Source organism: Paractinoplanes globisporus DSM 43857, assembly GCF_000379645.1.
In the GTDB taxonomy this organism is placed as follows: domain Bacteria; phylum Actinomycetota; class Actinomycetes; order Mycobacteriales; family Micromonosporaceae; genus Actinoplanes; species Actinoplanes globisporus.
In genome coordinates, this window is record NZ_KB903357.1 from 78,938 (window position 1) to 96,033 (window position 17,096).

14 protein-coding genes are annotated in these 17,096 nt (G+C 73.1%); 7 read left to right on the plus strand and 7 right to left on the minus strand.

What is annotated here, in order from left to right:
* Positions 1 to 42 precede the first annotated feature (42 nt).
* Together A3CQ_RS0148200 and A3CQ_RS0148205 are read left to right on the plus strand one after the other, a co-directional pair.
* On the plus strand, positions 43 to 1,701 hold the full coding sequence (locus A3CQ_RS0148200) for a S8 family serine peptidase (protein ID WP_020518167.1): 1,659 nt from the start codon (positions 43 to 45) through the stop codon (positions 1,699 to 1,701).
* Positions 1,702 to 1,798: 97 nt separating this feature from the next.
* The gene (locus tag A3CQ_RS0148205; protein WP_020518168.1) at positions 1,799 to 3,328 is read left to right on the plus strand and encodes a glycosyltransferase family 39 protein; all 1,530 of its coding nucleotides are present in this window, start codon (positions 1,799 to 1,801) and stop codon (positions 3,326 to 3,328) included.
* A 55-nt stretch (positions 3,329 to 3,383) separates the two neighbouring features.
* Here A3CQ_RS0148205 and A3CQ_RS0148210 read toward each other — a convergent pair whose 3' ends face one another.
* On the minus strand, positions 3,384 to 3,749 hold the full coding sequence (locus A3CQ_RS0148210; protein ID WP_020518169.1) for an RICIN domain-containing protein: 366 nt from the start codon (positions 3,747 to 3,749) through the stop codon (positions 3,384 to 3,386).
* A 92-nt stretch (positions 3,750 to 3,841) separates the two neighbouring features.
* Between A3CQ_RS0148210 and A3CQ_RS0148215 the strand changes: the two genes are divergently transcribed.
* Both A3CQ_RS0148215 and A3CQ_RS0148220 read left to right on the plus strand, forming a co-directional pair.
* Positions 3,842 to 6,781 (plus strand): helix-turn-helix transcriptional regulator, encoded by a 2,940-nt coding sequence (locus tag A3CQ_RS0148215; protein ID WP_026207035.1) that lies wholly within the window; start codon positions 3,842 to 3,844, stop codon positions 6,779 to 6,781.
* 37 nt (positions 6,782 to 6,818) lie between these two features.
* The gene (locus A3CQ_RS0148220) at positions 6,819 to 9,836 is read left to right on the plus strand and encodes an AfsR/SARP family transcriptional regulator (RefSeq protein WP_020518171.1); all 3,018 of its coding nucleotides are present in this window, start codon (positions 6,819 to 6,821) and stop codon (positions 9,834 to 9,836) included.
* Here A3CQ_RS0148220 and A3CQ_RS0148225 read toward each other — a convergent pair.
* The 3 genes from A3CQ_RS0148225 to A3CQ_RS61550 all read right to left on the minus strand — a co-directional run bounded on the left by A3CQ_RS0148225 (position 9,812) and on the right by A3CQ_RS61550 (position 11,821).
* Complete coding sequence (locus A3CQ_RS0148225; RefSeq protein WP_020518172.1) at positions 9,812 to 10,366, minus strand: dihydrofolate reductase family protein; 555 nt, start codon at positions 10,364 to 10,366, stop codon at positions 9,812 to 9,814. The genes A3CQ_RS0148220 and A3CQ_RS0148225 overlap by 25 nt on opposite strands.
* Before the next feature lie 94 nt (positions 10,367 to 10,460).
* On the minus strand, positions 10,461 to 11,642 hold the full coding sequence (locus A3CQ_RS0148230; RefSeq protein WP_245577681.1) for an EAL and HDOD domain-containing protein: 1,182 nt from the start codon (positions 11,640 to 11,642) through the stop codon (positions 10,461 to 10,463).
* A 41-nt stretch (positions 11,643 to 11,683) separates the two neighbouring features.
* Positions 11,684 to 11,821, minus strand: coding sequence for a hypothetical protein (locus A3CQ_RS61550; protein ID WP_157297207.1), 138 nt, complete (start codon positions 11,819 to 11,821; stop codon positions 11,684 to 11,686).
* A gap of 87 nt (positions 11,822 to 11,908) precedes the next feature.
* Here A3CQ_RS61550 and A3CQ_RS0148235 point away from each other — a divergent pair, with 87 nt between their 5' ends.
* A complete protein-coding gene (locus A3CQ_RS0148235; RefSeq protein ID WP_020518174.1) occupies positions 11,909 to 12,697 on the plus strand; it encodes a maleylpyruvate isomerase family mycothiol-dependent enzyme in 789 nt (262 codons plus the stop codon).
* Positions 12,698 to 13,044: 347 nt separating this feature from the next.
* Positions 13,045 to 13,341: a hypothetical protein gene (locus A3CQ_RS0148240; protein ID WP_020518175.1), complete on the plus strand. Its 297-nt coding sequence runs from the start codon at positions 13,045 to 13,047 to the stop codon at positions 13,339 to 13,341.
* Between the two features lie 2 nt (positions 13,342 to 13,343).
* Here the strand turns inward: A3CQ_RS0148240 and A3CQ_RS0148245 are convergent, their stop codons facing one another.
* Together A3CQ_RS0148245 and A3CQ_RS0148250 are read right to left on the minus strand one after the other, a co-directional pair.
* On the minus strand, positions 13,344 to 14,258 hold the full coding sequence (locus A3CQ_RS0148245) for a hypothetical protein (RefSeq protein ID WP_020518176.1): 915 nt from the start codon (positions 14,256 to 14,258) through the stop codon (positions 13,344 to 13,346).
* A complete protein-coding gene (locus A3CQ_RS0148250; RefSeq protein ID WP_245577682.1) occupies positions 14,258 to 14,572 on the minus strand; it encodes a PadR family transcriptional regulator in 315 nt (104 codons plus the stop codon). Before A3CQ_RS0148250 ends, A3CQ_RS0148245 begins: the two co-directional genes overlap by 1 nt.
* A 120-nt stretch (positions 14,573 to 14,692) precedes the next feature.
* On the opposite strand from A3CQ_RS0148250, the gene boxB reads away from it, so the two are divergent.
* On the plus strand, positions 14,693 to 16,171 hold the full coding sequence (gene boxB / locus A3CQ_RS0148255; RefSeq protein WP_020518178.1) for a benzoyl-CoA 2,3-epoxidase subunit BoxB: 1,479 nt from the start codon (positions 14,693 to 14,695) through the stop codon (positions 16,169 to 16,171).
* A gap of 22 nt (positions 16,172 to 16,193) precedes the next feature.
* On the opposite strand, the gene A3CQ_RS0148260 is transcribed toward boxB, so the two are convergent.
* Entirely contained in the window at positions 16,194 to 17,033 is an 840-nt protein-coding gene (locus A3CQ_RS0148260) for a PaaX family transcriptional regulator (RefSeq protein ID WP_020518179.1), read from the minus strand.
* Positions 17,034 to 17,096: the final 63 nt, after the last annotated feature.

Below are 17,096 nucleotides of genomic sequence, written 5' to 3' on the forward strand. Positions count from 1 at the left end.
TTCCGGTGGGATTCGTTCAACAAACCCAGGAGGAGCGATTCCATGAGAAGACGCCTCACCGCCGGAGCCATCGTCACCGCGACCGGTCTGGCCTTCCTTTCCACGGTGCCGGCCACCGCCACGGCGGCGCCGTCGGCCCCGGTCGACTACACGGTTGTCGCCGCCGACGGAGTCTCCGCGGCGGACGCGGCGGCGGCCATCGCCGCGGCCGGCGGCACGATCGTGAGCAGCAACGACGCCGTCGGCGTGTACCGGGTCACGGCGGCCGACGCGCAGTTCGAGAGCAGGGCCGCCGCCTCCGGCCGGCTGATCGGGGCGAGCGCACGCCGGGCCATCGGGTACGCGCCGAACGCCATCGAGCGGGTCGAGACCGGCCTGAACACGCGGACCGGCGGAACGGGCCAGCACGGCCCGGCCAAGATGGACCCGCTCGACGACAAGCTGTGGGGCCTGTCGATGGTCCGGGCGGACAAGGCCCGCCGGATCGAGGCCGGCGACCACGGCGTCACGGTCGGCATCCTCGACACCGGACTGGACGCCACCAACCCCGATCTGGCGCCGAACTACAGCTCGCGGCTCTCCCGCAACTTCGCGCCGGACCTGCCCGACATCGACGGCCCGTGCGAGGTGGCGAGCTGTCTCGACCCGACCGGCACCGACGACGACGGGCACGGCACGCACACCGCCGGCACCATCGGCGCCGCGGCCAACGGCGTCGGCCTCTCCGGCATCGCCCCCAAGGTCACGCTGGTCGAGCTCAAGGGCGGCCAGGACTCCGGGTACTTCTTCCTCGACCCGGTGGTCAACGCGCTGACGTACGCCGGCGACCACGGCATCGACGTGGTCAACATGTCGTTCTACGTGGACCCGTGGCTCTACAACTGCACGGCCAACCCGGCGGACTCCCCCACCGCCCAGGCCGAGCAGCGAGCGATCATCACGGCCATGCGGCGGGCCCTCGAGTACGCGCACCGGCGGGGCGTATCGCTGTTCGCCGCGCTCGGCAACAACCATGAGGACCTCGGCGCCCCGCGCACGGACACCTCGAGCCCGGACTACGGCGGCACGCCCTACAGCCGGCCGATCGACAACAGCACCTGCTGGGATCTGCCGACCGAGGGTCCGCACGTCATCGGCGTCTCGTCGCTCGGCCCGTCCGGTCGCAAGTCGGACTTCTCCAACTACGGCACCGAGCAGACCTCGGTGGCGGCACCCGGCGGCTGGTTCCGGGACGGCTTCGGCACCCCGACGTTCCAGACCATCGGCAATGAGATCCTGTCCACGTACCCGGTGAAGGTCTTGAAGGAGAAGGGCCTGGTCGACGCCGACGGCAACGTCACGGCGGCCGGCACCGGCACGGTCTTCAAGGACTGCACAAAATCCGGGGTCTGCGGCTACTACACCTACCTGCAGGGCACGTCGATGGCCTCGCCGCACGCGGCCGGCGTGGGCGCGCTGATCGTGAGCCGGTACGGCGTCCGCGACTTCCGCAACGGCGGCAAGACAATGCTGCCGGACCTGGTCGAGCGTCAGCTCTACCGGACCGCGGCCGAGCACGCCTGCCCCGACCCGCGCCTGCAGTCATACGTGCAGGAGGGCCGGTCCACCGAGTTCGACGCTTACTGCTCCGGCGGCAAGCAGTTCAACGGTTTCTACGGATTCGGCATCGTCGACGCCTACGCGGCGGTCGGCGGCCACTGACGAATTCCGGCGGCCCGTTCACGATCTCTCGTGAGCGGGCCGCGTGGGCTCTACGATCTGCCTACGATCGCCGGCTGTCGTCATGGGGGGAACCGCGATGCAAGCGCGCGACGAGATCGGCCGCGATGATCTGGTGCTACCCAGCGAAAGCGCCGGCCAGTTGCCGCGGTTCGCGGCCGGCCCCGTCGCCGTGGTCACCGGGCTGTGCGTCGCGCTCCTCCTGGCCACCGCCGGTGGGTACGGCTACCACCGCGACGAGTTGTACTTCCGGATCCTCGGCCGGCACCTGGCGTGGGGCTACGTGGACGAGCCGCCGCTGACGCCGCTGCTGGGCCGGGCCGCCACCGCGCTGTTCGGGGACAACCTGGTGGCGTTGCGGCTGCCGGCCATCCTCTGCGCCGCGGCCGCCCTGGTCGTCGCCGCGCTCATCGTTCGCGAGCTGGGCGGGGGCACCGCCGCGCAGGTGCTCGCCACCGCCGGTCTCGCGACGACCGCCGTGGCCATCCTCGGGCACATCCTGGCGACCGCGAACCTCGACCTCGTGGTGTGGCTCCTGGTCATCCTGTTCGCCTGCCGTGCCCTGCTGCGCGACCGGCCCCGGTGGTGGCTCGCCGCCGGACTCGCCGCCGGGGTCGGGTTGTACAACAAGCAACTCGTCACGCTGCTGCTGATCGGGCTCGCCGTGGGGCTGCTGATCAGCGGGCCCCGGCGCGCGCTGCGATCACCCTGGTTGTGGGCGGGCGTGGCGATCGCCGTGGTGGTGGGTGCGCCGAACGTGGTGTACCAGATCACGCACGGCTGGCCCCAGCTCGAGATGTCCGCGGCCATCGCCCGCAACAAGGGGCAGGACGACCGGATCACCTTCGTCCCGCTGCAGCTGGCATTGCTCGGCCCGCCGACCGCGGCGATCTGGATCATCGGGCTCGTGCGGGTCTTCCGCGACGAAGCCTGGCGGCCGGTGCGGGCACTCGCCTGGGCGTACCTGGCGGCGTCCGCGCTGACGCTGATCACCGGCGGTCAGCCCTACTATCCGATCGGGTTGCTGGTGTTCCTGTACGCGGCCGGCGCCGTCGTCGTCGCGCGCTGGGCCGGTCGCCGCCGCGCCCGCTGGGTCTGGCCCATCGCCGGTGTGACGCTGTCGGCGGCCACGACGCTGGTGGTCGGCCTGCCGCTGATCCCCGTGACCTCGCTGGGCTCGACCGGCGTGCCCGCGGCCAGCTCCGTGGTCGGCGACCAGGTCGGCTGGCCGGTCTACGTGCGCCAGGTGGCCGACGTGTTCGCCGGACTGCCCGCCGCCGACCAGGCACGCGCCGTGCTGCTGACGGCGAACTACGGCGAGGCGGGAGCACTGGACAAATACGGCCCGCGGTACCACCTGCCGGCTGTCTACAGCGGACACAACGAGCTGTACAACTTCGGCCCGCCACCGGATTCCGCGAGCGTGGCGGTCGTCGTGGGCCTGGACCCGTCCCGGCTGAACGCCGTCTTCACGACCTGCGCCACCATGGGCGAGCTGGACAACGGGGTCGGCGTGGACAACGAGGAGCAGGGTGTCGCCATCCTGGTGTGCCGCGGACCGCGCGAGCCGTGGCGTGCACTGTGGCCGCTCCTGCAGCACTACGACTGACGCGTTGCCCCGGCGAGCCGGCGCCTGAGTCGAGGCGCCGGCCCGGCCGGCCGGATCAGGCGGCCGACGCGAGGAAGTACTGGTTGGGAGTGGCGTTCCAGTACCAGGTGTCGATCGCCGCGCCGCGGGCACCGCTGCTGCCGGCCACGTCCAGGGCGAGGCCGCTGGCGACGCTTTTGATCCGGTACCCGGTGAGGTTGCCGGCGGTCAGCGAGGTGTCCCAGAGCTGGTTGTCGGTCCCGCTGCAGTACCACTGGTAGACCTGGTGGCCGGCGACGCCGTCCGTGGTGATGCATTTGTTGCTGTTCCTGTTGATCAGCTCGAAGTGGCTGCCCGAGGGCTGCATCGTCCAGACCTGGTTGTCGCCGGAAAGCGTCCACTGGATGATCGGGGCGCCGTCGCCCTGGGACCCGCCCTGCACATCCAGGAAAAGGAACGGGTTGGACGCCGGGGAGATGCGGTACTTCGGGCTCGGCGATCCGGGTACGCCGGGCCGGCCCCAAGCTTGACGTGGTGAGTCGTGACGTCGTCAGCCCCGTCCTCGTCGGCCGCCGCAGCGAGCTCGCGCGGCTGCGGGCCCAGCTCGATCGGGCCGCCGGCGGGCGGCCCGCGGTGGTGCTGCTCGGCGGCGAGGCCGGCGTCGGCAAGTCCCGCCTGGTGCGGGAGCTGACCCGGACGGCCACCGCGCGGGGTGTGCGCGTGCTGAGCGGCGGCTGCGCGGAGCTCGGCGGCGAGGGCCTCGCGCTCGCGCCGCTGGTGGACGTCCTCCGGGCGCTGGCCCGGTCCGTCCCGGCCGGCGAGCTCGACCGGCTGCTCGGTCCGGCCCGGCGGGAGTTCGCCCGGCTGCTGCCCGAGCTCGACCCGTCGGTGGCCGACGCGTCCGCCGCCGAGGGCTCGCCGGCCCGGCTGCTGGAACACGTCCTCGGGCTGATCACCCGGCTGGCCGCGCGACAGCCCCTGCTGCTGATCATCGAGGATCTCCACTGGGCCGACCGGTCCACCCGCGACCTCGTGGTGTTCCTCGTCCGTACCCTGCGTGACCTCGGCGTGCTCCTGCTGCTGACGTACCGCTCGGACGAGCTGCACCGCCGCCATCCGCTGCGCCCGCTGCTGACCGCCTGGGAGCGGGTGCGCGCCGTCGAGCACGTCGAGCTCGGCCGTTTCACCCGCGACGAGGTCATCGCCCAGCTGCACGCGATCCGCGACGCCCCGCCGCCCGTGGCGTTCGCGACCGTGGTGTTCGAGCGCTCGCAGGGCAACGCCTTCCTGGTCGAGGAGATCGTCGCCGCGGTGGACGCCGGCGCCGACCCGGGTGACCTGCCCCCGTCGCTGCGCGACGTGCTGCTGGCCCGCACCGAGACGGTGTCGGAGCCGGCCCAGCGCGTGCTCCGGGCGGCCGCGGCGGCCGGGCCGCGCGTCGACCACCGGCTGCTCGAGGCGGTGGCCGGCCTGCCCGAGGCGGACCTGCGGGCCGCCGTGCGCGAGGCCGTCGAGCATCATCTGCTGGTCGTCGACGCCACCGGGCACGGGTACGCGTTCCGGCACGAGCTGACCCGCGACGCGGTCTACGACGACATGCTCCCCGGCGAGCGGGTGCTCCTGCACGCCGCGTACGGCGCCGCCCTGGCCGCGGATCCCGCGCTGCTCGGCGACGACGGCGGCGTGGCGGCGACCCTGGCCCACCACTGGTACGCGGCGCAGGATCTTCCCCGGGCGCTGGCCGCGTCGGTGCGCGCCGGCCGCCAGGCGGCGTCGGCGTACGCGTCGGCGGAGGCCGGAAGCCACCTCGAGCGGGCCATGCAGATCTGGTCCCGTGTCCCGGACGCGGAGGAGGTGGCCGGCCTGGACTGGATCCAGCTCACCCTGCTGTCGGCGGAGGCGGCGTGGGCGGCCGGCGATCCCGGCCGCGGACTGTCCATCGTCGACCGCGCGCTGGCCGCCGTCCCGACCGGCGCCGAGCCCGTGCAGCGCGCCCGGATCATCGAACGGCGCGCGTTCATGCTGCGCGCCCTGGGCCGCGAGGAGGAGGCCGCGACCGAGTTGCGCGAGGCCCTGACCCTGCTGCCAGCGGAGCCGGCCACGGTGACACGCGCGGTCGTGCTCGCGTCGCTGGCCACCTCGATCAGGTGGGTCGGGCGGCCCGAGGAGGCCTGCGCCGTGGCCACCGAGGCGGCGCGGACGGCGGCCACGGTCGGCGCGCCGGCCCAGCAGGCCGACGCGCTGATCACCCTGGGCAGCGTCTCGGGATACCTGCACGGCGAGGACGGCCTCGGCCCGCTGCGCGAGGGCATCGCCCTCGCCGAGAAACATGGCATCGTCGACGTCGCCCTCCGCGGGCACATCAACTACTCCGACACCCTGGAGATGCTCGGCCGGCACGCGGCCGCCGCCGACAGCGCCCGGGCCGGGATAGCTCTGGCCGCCCGGCTCGGCCACACCCGGTCCTGGGCCGCCATGCTGACCGGCACCCTGGCCGAGCCGCTGATCCGGCTCGGCCGCTGGCGCCAGGGGCTCGACGTGATCACGGAGACGCTCGCCGACGATCCCACCGGCATCGTCGCGTACACGCTGCTGCTGATCCGGGGCGGTCTGCGGTCGTGGCAGGGCGACGCGGCCGGCGCCGTGCAGGACGTCCGGGACGCACGGCGGCACGCCGGCCGCACCGGCGACGCGCACTTCACCGCGCCGATGGTCTTCATCACGTCCGAACAGAGCCGCGCCGCCGGCCGGCACGCCGAGGCCCGCGAGCTGATCCGGGCCGGGCTGCAGCGCCCGCCGACCGTGCTCGACGTGCGCTATGTCTGGCCGCTGACCTGGCTGGGCGCCCGCGTGGAGGCCGACATCGCGGCGGCCGGGCAGCATGACCCGGCGGGCGAGGAGCGGGCCGAGGCGCTGCTCGCCCTCGCGGCGGCGCTGCCCGCGACGACGCCGCCGATGCGGGCGTACCGGGCGATGGCCGCGGCCGAGGCCGCCCGCCGGGTGCGGCAGGGCGAGCGCGAGGCCTGGCGGACCGCGGTCGCGGCCGCCCGGGCCGCCGAGGAGGCGTACCCGCTCTGTTACTGCCTCTTCCGGCTGGCCGAGGCGGAGTGCTCCGGCCCGCAGCCGGATCCGGGCGCGGCGACCGCCACCGCCCGGGAAAGCCTGCTCCTGGCCCAGGAGCTCGGGTCGGCGACCGCGGACGACGTGCGCGCGCTGGCCGGCCGCGCCCGGCTGCGCCTGGAGAAGGCCGGGCCCAGGGCGCCCGGCATCCGGCTGCGCCTGACCGGCCGCGAACGGGAGGTGCTGGCGCTGGTCACCGAGGGTCGGTCGAACGGTCAGATCGCCAGCGCGCTGTTCATCAGCCCGAAGACCGCGAGCGTGCACGTGTCGAACATCCTGGCCAAGCTCAGCGTCTCCAGCCGTACCGAGGCCGCGACCACCGCGCACCGGCTCGGCCTGCTGGCCTCCGGCTGACGCGTCCGGCCGGCCGGCCGCCGTACCATGTCCCGCTGTGCGCTTCGGAATCCTCGGCCCGCTCGCCGTCGCCACCGACGACGGCGAGCCGGTGGTGGTGCCCGGCGCCAAGGTGCGGATGCTGCTCGCCGACCTGCTGGCGCACCGCGACCAGGTGGTCTCCGCCGACCGCCTGATCGAGGATCTGTGGGGGGAGGACGCGCCCGCGAACCCGGCCGCCGCCCTGCAGGTGCGGGTGTCGCAGCTGCGCAAGGCGCTCGACGACGCCGAACCGGGTGCCCGCGACCTGATCGAGTCGCGGCCGCCGGGCTACCGCCTGCGGGCCGGCGACGTGGACGCCGACCGGTTCGCCGCGCTCGCCGACACCACCGACGTCGACCGGCTCGTCGCGGCGCTCGCGCTGTGGCGCGGCCAGGCGTACGCCGACGTGGCCGACGAGGAGTTCGCCCGGGCCGAGGCGACCCGGCTCGCCGAGCAGCGCCTCGTCGTCCACGAGCGGCTCGCCGAGGCCCGGCTGGCCCGCGGCGAGCACGACCTGGTCGCCGCGGAGCTGGCCGAGCTGGTCGAACGCCATCCTCTGCGGGAGGGCCTGCGCGCCCTGCGCATCCGCGCCCTGTACGCCGCCGGCCGCCAGGCCGAGGCGCTGGAGAGCTATGCCGGGCTGCGCGAGCGGCTCGCCGAGGAGCTGGGCCTCGACCCGGGTCCCGAACTGGCCGCCCTGTACCGGCAGATCCTCGACCAGGACCCGGGCCTCAGCCCGCCGGCCAAGGCCGCGATCCTCCGGAACAACCTGCCGGCCCAGCTGGACGAGCTGATCGGCCGGGCCGGGGCGCTGGCCGAGCTGCGCTCGCTGATCCCGGCCGGCCGGCTGCTCACCCTGGTCGGTCCGGGCGGGGTGGGCAAGACCCGGCTCGCGGCGGCGGCGGCGGCCGAGCAGTCGCCGCCGGACGGCGTCCATCTGGTGGAGCTGGCGCCGCTGCCGCCGGGCGACCCGCGGGTGGCGGAGCAGGTGCTCGGGGTGCTCGGCCTGCACGAGGCGCCGGGCACGACCGGGTCGGCGGCCGATCGGCTGGTGGCGGCGCTGCGGCACCGGGAGACGCTGCTCGTGCTGGACAACTGCGAGCACGTGATCGGGGCGGCCGCCACCCTGGTCGGGCGGCTCCTCCGCGACGCGCCCGGGCTGCGGGTGCTGGCCACCAGCCGCGAGCCGCTGCTGCTGACCGGCGAGCGGGTCTGGGAGGTGGGTCCGCTCGCGCTTCCGTCCGATCCGGCCGACATCGACGCCGTACGGCGGTCGGCCGCGGCCCGGCTCTTCGCGGTGCGCGCGGCCGCTCAGCACCGCGAGTTCCGGCTCGACGAGCGGACGGCGCCCGCGGTGGCGGAGCTCTGCCGACGGCTGGACGGCCTGCCGCTGGCCCTGGAACTGGCCGCGTCCCGGGTGCGGGCGCTCGGCGTGCAGGGGGTGGTGGACCGCCTGGACGACCGCTTCCTGCTGCTCACCACGCGCCAGCGGGACGTGCCGGAACGGCAGCGCACGCTGACCGCGGTGATCGCCTGGAGCTGGGATCTGCTGGACCCGGAGGATCGCGCGGTGCTGGCGCGGCTCTCGGTGTTCCGCGACGGCTGCACGCCCGAGGCCGCCGAGCAGGTGTGCGACGCCGGCCTGGACGCGATGGATCGGCTCGTGGAGCGGTCCCTCGTCGTGGCCGAGCCGGGGCCGCGTTATCGGCTGCTGGAGTCGGTGGCGGAGTTCGGCGCCGCGCGGCTCCCCGACGCCGGCGCGATCCGGAGCCGGCACGCCGCGTACTTCCTGGCGCTGGCCTCGCGCGCCGACCCGGAACTGCGCGGGCCCGGGCAGCGGGAATGGCTCGCGATCCTGGACGCCGAGCGGGCCAACCTCCGGGCGGCGCTCACGCACGGTGGCGGCCTGGAGCTGGCGCTCGCGCTCACCTGGTACTGGGTCCTGCGGGGCCGGCTCAGCGAGGCGCGCGCGGCCCTCGCCACGTCCGGCACGCCCGTACAGGAGCGCCTGGCGACGCCGTGGCGGCTCGGTCTCGCGCTTTTGCAGGGCGAGCAGGTGCCCTCCGGCGTACGGGATGTGCTTGCTCTTGATCCGAAGGGGCGGTCGGCCTGGTTCGTGGCCGACGCCGTGCTCGACCGGGGTGACCTGGCGCTTGCCGCCGCGCTGCTGCCGGAGGAGTTCGACGACTCCTGGACCGAGGCGGCGGTGCTGGCGTCGCGGGCCATGCTCGCGCACGCGGCCGGCGATCTGTCCGCGCTGGACGCGGCCGCCACCCGCAGCGACGCACTCTTCGCCGAGCTCGGCGACCGCTGGGGACGGCTACGGGCCGGCGACTGGCTCGGCGGGCTGGCCGAGTTCCGCGGCCAGTACGAGCGGGCCGCCGCCGTGCACCGGGAGGGGCTGCGCTGGGCGACCGAGCTTTCGCTGTGGCCCCAGGTCGGCGCCAAGCTGTCCTGGCTCGCCTGGCTGGCCGTGCAGGGCCGGGATCACGAGGCCGCGCGGGAGCTGGCGGAACGCGCCTATCGGCTGGCCGTCGAACAGGGCGCGCCCACCGCGGTGGTGTTCGCCGAGATGAGCCTCGGCTTCGCGGCCCGCCGATCGGGCCGGCTCGACCAGGCCGTCATCCACCTGACCCGGATCGCCGACCGGGGCCGGATCGAGCCGCAGCCGCCGCCGTACCTGCCGATGATCCTGGTCGAGCTGGGCCACGCACGCGAGCTGCAGGGCGACCCGGCGGCCGCCTGGGCCCTGCATGTGGAGTCGTACGAGGCCTCGATCGGCTCCACCCGCGACGGCATCGGCGCGGTCGAGGGCATGGCCGCCCTGGCCGAACCGGCGGTGGCCGCCCGGTTGCTGGGCGCCGCCGCCACCGCCCGCGACCAGAACGCGGCCCCGGCCGCCCCGGCCGAGCAGGACGAGCTCGACCGGGCCGCGCGACGGGCCGTTGCCGCTCTCGGGCAGGAACGCTTCGACGATCTGGTGGCCGAGGGCGCCAAGCTCACGCTGGATCAGGCGGTGACCTTCGGCCGGTAGGTGGCGACGATGACGCCGTTGGTGAAGACCCGGGTGCCGATCAGCTCGAAGGTGGCCTTCACGTCGCTCAGCGCGCTGGTGAAGCCGGGAGTGCCCTCGATGACCGGATGGATCCAGAACTTCACCTCGTCGACCAGGCCGGCCCGGACGAGCTGCGCGGTGACCGCGCCGTACCCGTACTGGACGATGTCCTTGCCGTCCTGGGCCTTGAGTTTCGCGACCGCCTCGACCAGATCCCCCGTCAGCACCTCGGTGTTCTTCCAGGAGGGGTTGGTGAGGGTCGTCGACGCCACGTACTTCTTGACGTTGTTGAAGAAGGCGGCGCCGGTGGTGGGGTCGTTCTCGTCCATGGCCGGCCAGGCCTGCGAGAACCCGTCGTAGGTGGCCCGTCCCATGAGCAGCGCGTCCGCGTCGGTGGTGATCTCGCCGGCCACCTCGGCCGCCTCCGCGGCGAAGTAGGGCGACGTCCAGATCGGGTTCTCGATGACGCCGTCGAGGGTGACGTAGGTGGAGTTGATGAGCTTTCGCATCGGAAGTTCTCCCCGGTTAGTTGCGGTGTCGCTTGCTGACGGGGAGAACCCTGCCGGGGGCCGCTTACGGTTTCCTTCAGGTCCCCTTCCGGCGTCAGCTGCCCGGGAAGGCGGTCTTCGACCAGCGCATCGCCTCCATGACGGTCCGGGCCAGGTCGGTGCAGGAGTATCGGCCGGCCAGCGCCTCCAGATCGCCGCGCTGGTACGCCTCGACCGTGCGCAGCAGGCGGCCCAGCGGCCCGGTCCCGCGGGTGAGGCCGGACTCCAGCTCGGTGGTCAACGGCAGGTGATGGGCCAGCGTGGCGGGGGTGACGCCCAGCAGACCCGCCACCGCGGTGATCAGGCCGGCGACGAACGCGGCGTCGGGATCCATGTCGAAGGTCGGCGCCAGGTTCATGCAGAGCCGGGCCGTGATGAGCGCCTCTTCCATCTGCGCCTGAGTCGCCTCGGCGACGTCGTCGACCACCATCAGCATCGCCCACCGGCGGATCTGCTCGAGTCCCAGCATGACGACCGCCTGCCGGATCGACGAAACACGCGTCGCCGGGCAGGCCGCCGCGGAGTTGCTCGCCCGGAGTACCCGCATGCTCAGCGCGGGGTCGCCGGCGACGATGGTGATGACCTTCTCCAGGTCGGCGTCGGCGGTGCCGAGAGCCGCCACCAGCTCGAGGCGGTGCAGCCGGGAAGGCGCGAGGGACGCGGCGGTCAGCACCTGGGGACGGCTGAGCACGTACCCCTGCCGCAGTTCGAAGCCGTAGTGATCGCTCAGCGCGACGTGCTCCGGGGTCTCGAGGCCCTCGGCGACGATCTGGAGGCCCGGCCGGGAACGGCAGGCGTCGACGATCTGGTCGATCCGCTCGGTCACGCCGTGCAGAAGATCGAGCTTGACGTACGAGGCGAGCGGGATGAGCCGCTCGTGGCCGGCTCCCCAGACGAAGTCGTCGAGCGCGATGCGGTAGCCGGCGGCGGCGAGGGCGGTGACCCCCTCGACGAGCTCGTCGTCGGCCGTCACGGTCTCGAGCACCTCGAGGACGACGTGATCCGGGCCGAACGGCAGCGGCAGGTCCCCGACCAGGAACTCCCGCGTCATGTTGATGAAGCAGGTGCGGTCGCCGGCCACCTCGTCGAGCCCGAACTCGGTGAACGCGTTGACGATCACCTGGCTGGTCGCGAAGGAGTCGCGCCGCTGCGCGTCGATCGCGTCCATGCTGCCGCGGAACAACAACTCGTACGCGACCACGTCACCGTCCCGGTCAAAGATCGGCTGACGTGCCACATGAACAAGTTGGGTGGAGGCCCCGGTCGCCGCGTGCGTCTTCACGGGCCGACCATCGGCCCCCGCGGGCCCGACATGAGCACGGACGAGCCGGGCCCGCGATCGCAACCAAGTCGCACCCCGCGCTCCCCGGTCACCGACTCACGCTCGCCGGTCACCGACTCACGCTCGCCGGTCACCGACTCACGGTCGCCGGTCGCCGATGAGTTCGGCCGGTCGGAATGGTCATACCCGGCACAACGACAATCTATGGAAAGGTCGATCCAATGACCGAGCTGAACGCGGAGCAGACCCGGCGGGCGATCGTCGACCACACCCGGCGCCTGGCGGAATCGGCCGCCGCGGCCGGACCCGGCGCCGCCGTGCCGACCGCCCCGGAATGGACGATCAAGGACCTGGTCGAGCACGTGGGCCAGACCCAGAACTGGGTCGCGGAGATCATCGAGCGGCGCATCACCGACCCCACCCGGCTGCCGACCGAGGTCGCCGCGCTCCCCACCGACCCCGGTGAGTGGCCGGCGTGGCTGGCGGCGTCCGCGCGGCGGGTGGCGAGTGCGTGCTCCGACGACGCGCTCGACGCGCCGGTGTTCAACCCCGCGATGGACGAGCGGACCGGGACACAGTTCTGGATGTCCAGCTCCCTCAACGAGGCGGTCGTCCACGGGGTCGACGCCGCCACCGCCGCGGGCCGGCCGGCCGACATCGAGGCCGACGTCGCGGCCGCGCTCATCGGCAACCACCTCGCGATGCTCACCGCCCCCACCTGGGAGATGCAGCGGTCCGAGTCGGCCCACGCCATCCGCGGCACCGGGCAGACCCTGCAGTGGCTGGCCACCGACACCGCGGGCGCCTGGTTCGTGGAGCGGCGGCCCGACGGGGCAACGTGGCAACCCAAGACCCAGCCAGCCGACGTGACGGTGACCGGCCCGGCCCGATCGCTGCTGCTGACCCTGACCCGGCGACTCCCCTTGACCGAGGCCACCGACATCACCGTCGACGGCGAGGCCGTCCTCGCCCAGCACTGGATCGACCACACCGCCCACGTCAGCGGCTGACGCCACCGGCACTACGTGCCGACCGCACCACTACGCTCGGTTGATGTAGACCGCATCTACGTAGATGCAATCCACGTAGCGCGGGACGATGCAGGCTGGTAACGAGCACAAGCTGCCCGGGGTCGGAGGGGGCATCGTTACGGGTTGTACGGGTAGGGTGGGGGTGGATCAGGTCGTCGATGTCGTTGGTGGCTCCCGCGGTGAGGGTGCAAGGCAAGCCGGCCGTGAGCCGGCGGTCCGACCCAGCGTGGTCACGACGAGGCCGGTGCGCAGGCCTGACGAGCAACACGGACACCAGAGGAGAACGACCTCAAGTGCTAGCCCCGCCCACGGTTTCCGCATCAGCGTTGCGCGAGCCCCCCAAGACTCTTCGCGAAAAAGGGGCAGACAGCTTCCACGCCGCGCTCGCCGCGGTTCTGGCCGCCGGGCTCGAGGACGCCCTCGCGGCGGGCGACCACCAGCGAGCGATCACCTTCATCAACCGCGGCTTCGCCGAGGGCACCCCCCAGATGGGCTGCGACCTCCTCTGCCGGGCTATCGCGGTCGTCGGGGCGGCCCGCACCTGGACGGTTCAGCTCGCGCCGCAGACCCACGTGCCGCACCGGTCCGCGGTGCCGGGCAACCAGGCAACCCCCCTCGACTGAGGTCAGGCCGTCGGCGCCGGTGCGCGGCGGAACCACGCCGCGACGGTCGCCGACGCGCAACCGAGCGTGGCGGTGACGGTCGAGGCGAGCAGAAGCAGCGACATCGCGGTCCCGAGGTTGTCGCTGACGGCGTAGGTGGCCATGTCGGGGAACCCGCTGCCGGGGAAATCGCGGAGCTGGCCGGCGTCGTACGGGCCGCCTGCCGTCAGCAGAGCAACGCCGGCCAGGGCGAGGAAGAGGACCAGCCCGGCGACGACGGCGGACAGCAGCGCGGCCCGCCGGCCGGCCGCCCCGGTCCGGCCGCGCCGGGTCGCGGCCGCCCCGACCGCCAGCGGCGCCAGCGGCAGGGCCAGCAGCAACCACGACAGGGCCGGCCGCGTCGGCGCGTAGGTCACCGCGGCGTACCCGAAGAGAAGCCACACTCCGGCCGTGCCCAGGCCGCCGAGGAGCGCGAGGCCACCGGGCGCGCCTTGCCGGACGAGCACCACGGCGAGGAGGGCGAGGCCGGCGACGACGGCGGCGAACGCGATCAGCGCCGCCCAGGTACCGCGGCCGGCGATGATCGCGGGATAACGCAGCAGGCCGTACGCGACCAGTGCCGCACCGGCCGTCGCCGCGGCGACCACCAGTCCGATCACCAGCGGGCCGGCGCCGGCCCGCCGAGCCGGGAGAAGCAGCGTGGCGGCGAGGCAGCCCGCGGCGAAGCGCCAGCGCTTGGGCCGCTGCCGGACCTGCTCCAGTTCACCCACCATCGCCTGGCCCCAGTCCGCCCGGTCCGCGGGCAGGAGGCCGACCGCCCAGGCCAGCAGCCGAGCCGGGGCGTCCACCGGTCGCGTGCGGGCGCCGCGGCGCCGCAGCCGGGCCAGAGTCACGACGGTCAGTGACCCGAGGATCAGAACAAGGACGAGAGAACCCATCACGCCTCTTTCCATCGGCGGTGCGGCACCGGCGGGCGCTGGGCAACGGCTTCGGTGGCCAGCTGTGCGACCTGGTCGAGCCCGGCCGCGGTGAGCCGGTACAGATGCCGGGCCGGCTTGCCCGGGGGCCCGGGCTCCCAGGTGGCCTCCAGCAGGCCCCGGTCGGCGAGCCGCACCAGGATCGGGTACAGCGAGCCGGACTTGAGGTCCACCTCGGCCCCGAGGTCGTAGCCGTAGCGCCAGCGTGACGGCTCGGCCGCGAGGGCGTGCATGACCCGCACGACCTGGGGAGACGGGGACCGGTTGCGCTTCACAGCCGATAACTCTACACATGTAGCGATAATCGGCAAGAGCCGAATATGTACTACGCCTCTCTTGTGCTTTCGTCGCCGAGATGTAGAACTTTGAGAAGGGACTGATGAAGGAGAGCTGTGATGAGCAGTGACGCGCGCACCGGGGCCGCCCCCCTCCCGACCGGACCGCTCAGCCAGATCGACTACAGCGAGCGCATCCCGAACAACGTCGGGCTCAACGAGGACCGCCGGCTGCAGCGGGCGCTGGAGGGCTGGCAGCCGAAGTTCCTCGACTGGTGGAAGCAGCTCGGCCCGGCGTTGCCGACCAAGGACGTGTATCTGCGTACGGCGATCGCCGTCGGCCGCGACGGCTGGGCCCATTTCGCCCACGTACCGATGGAGGAATATCGCTGGGGGATCTTCCTCGCCGAGCGGAACCCCGAGCGGGTGGTGAGCTTCGGCAAGCACAAGGGCGAGCCGGCCTGGCAGGAGGTCCCCGGCGAGCACCGGGCCGACCTGCTGCGCCTGATCGTCGTGCAGGGCGACACCGAACCGGCCTCGGTCGAGCAGCAGCGGATCCTGGGCAACACCGCGCCGAGCATCTACGACCTGCGCAACCTGTTCCAGGTCAACGTCGAGGAGGGCCGGCACCTGTGGGCGATGGTCTACCTGCTGCACGCCTTCTTCGGCCGGGAGGGCCGGGAGGAGGCCGAGCAGCTGCTCAAGCGCAACTCCGGCAACGCCGACGCCCCGCGCATCCTCGGCGCCTTCAACGAGGAGACCACCGACTGGCTGCAGTTCTTCATGTTCACCTACTTCACCGACCGGGACGGCAAGTACCAGCTCGGCACGCTCAAGGAGTCGGCCTTCGACCCGCTGGCGCGGACCTGCGAGTTCATGCTCAAGGAAGAGGCGCACCACATGTTCGTCGGGACCACCGGCGTGCAGCGCATGGTCGAGCGCACCGCGCAGGTCATGAAGGAACACCAGACCAAAGACATTTTCCCGTACGGCGCCATCCCGCTCGACGTGATCCAGAAGTACCTGAACTTCCAGTTCGCCGTCTCCATGGACCTGTTCGGCTCGGAACAGTCGACCAACGCCGGCAACTACTACACGTCCGGGGTCAAGGGCCGCTGGATGGAGAGCCGCCGCAAGGACGACCACGTCCTGCTGGAGGCGACCCGCGAGATGAACTACGTGGCCGACGGCGAGATCCGCACCCGGACCGTGCCCATGCTCAGCGCTCTGAACCTGGACCTGCGCGACGAGTACGTCGCCGACTGCACCCACGGCGTCCGCCGCTGGAACCGGGCCTTCGAGGAGGCCGGGCTCGAGGATCGGCTGATCCTGCCGCACGAGGGATTCAACCGCAAGGTCGGTGTGTACGCCGGGCATCACGTCAGCCCGGCCGGCGAGGTGCTCGACGACGAGGCCTGGGCCGCGCGGGCCGGCGACTGGCTGCCCAGCGCGGAGGACCGGCAGGCGGTCGCGGCCCTGATGATCCCCGAGTACGAGTACGGCAAGTTCGCGAGCTGGATCGCGCCGCCGAGGACCGGCATCAACGAGCAGCCGGTCGAGTTCGACTACGTCCACCTGGCCGAGGAGGGCCTGCTCTGAGGGGCCGGCGAGGGGCCGGCGCTCAGTTGCGGCCCGCGGCCCGCTCGTCCATCTTGTCCCAGAAGTCCTGCGCGCGCCGGTGCCAGCGGTTGCGGCGGTCGTGGAAGGCGGCCGCCGCGCGCGGACCGGGCCAGTCGTGGTCCAGCAGCTCGACCGGCAGGTCGGGATCGAGGAACGGGAAGCGGCGCCATTCCTGGATGAGCCGCACCTGGCTGACGAACGCCTCCCGGGCCGAGGCTACCGTGGCGACGGCCAGCCGGTCGATGAAGGCCAGGTAGCGCTTCTCGACGTCGTCGAGGTCCCAGGCGTCCTTGAGGAGCTTGGCCGGGTCGCCGATGCCGGTCGCCGGGCCGGCCCAGGCGAACGCCCGTCCGGCCAGGTCGAGCTCGGCGATCACCTCGCCGACCGCGCCGGCCTTGGTCACGTCCGGCACGACCCAGAGACCGGGCGACGGCGAGCCGAGGCCGAGCCAGGTCAGCCGGGTGCGCAGCCGGTGCCGCAGCTGGCGCTGGCTCTCCGGGACGCCCACGGTCAGCACCAGCCATCGACCGTCCCAGCTGCGGGTGTCGCGCATGAAGCCGTAGATGCGCTCGGTGCCCTCGGCCAGCAGCACGCGGCCCGGCTCGGTGAGCCGCCAGCGGACCTTGCGCCCGTGCCGGGTCGAGGTGAGCAGACCTTCGGCGGCGGTACGGGCGAGCGCCTGGCGCGCCGATTTCGGCTCGACACCCAGCTCGCCCAGCGCGTCGACCAGGGTGCCGGTCCAGACCTCCCCGCCGCGCGGAAAGACGAACTCGCCCAGCACCGTCAGCAACAGCGAGCGGGCGCTAGCGCCCTCGCGCGTGTTCTCGTCGCCGTCGCTCACGTGTCACCCCGGGCTCATCGTTCCACATCGACTTGACGTGGTTACTGACGCATGTCGAATATT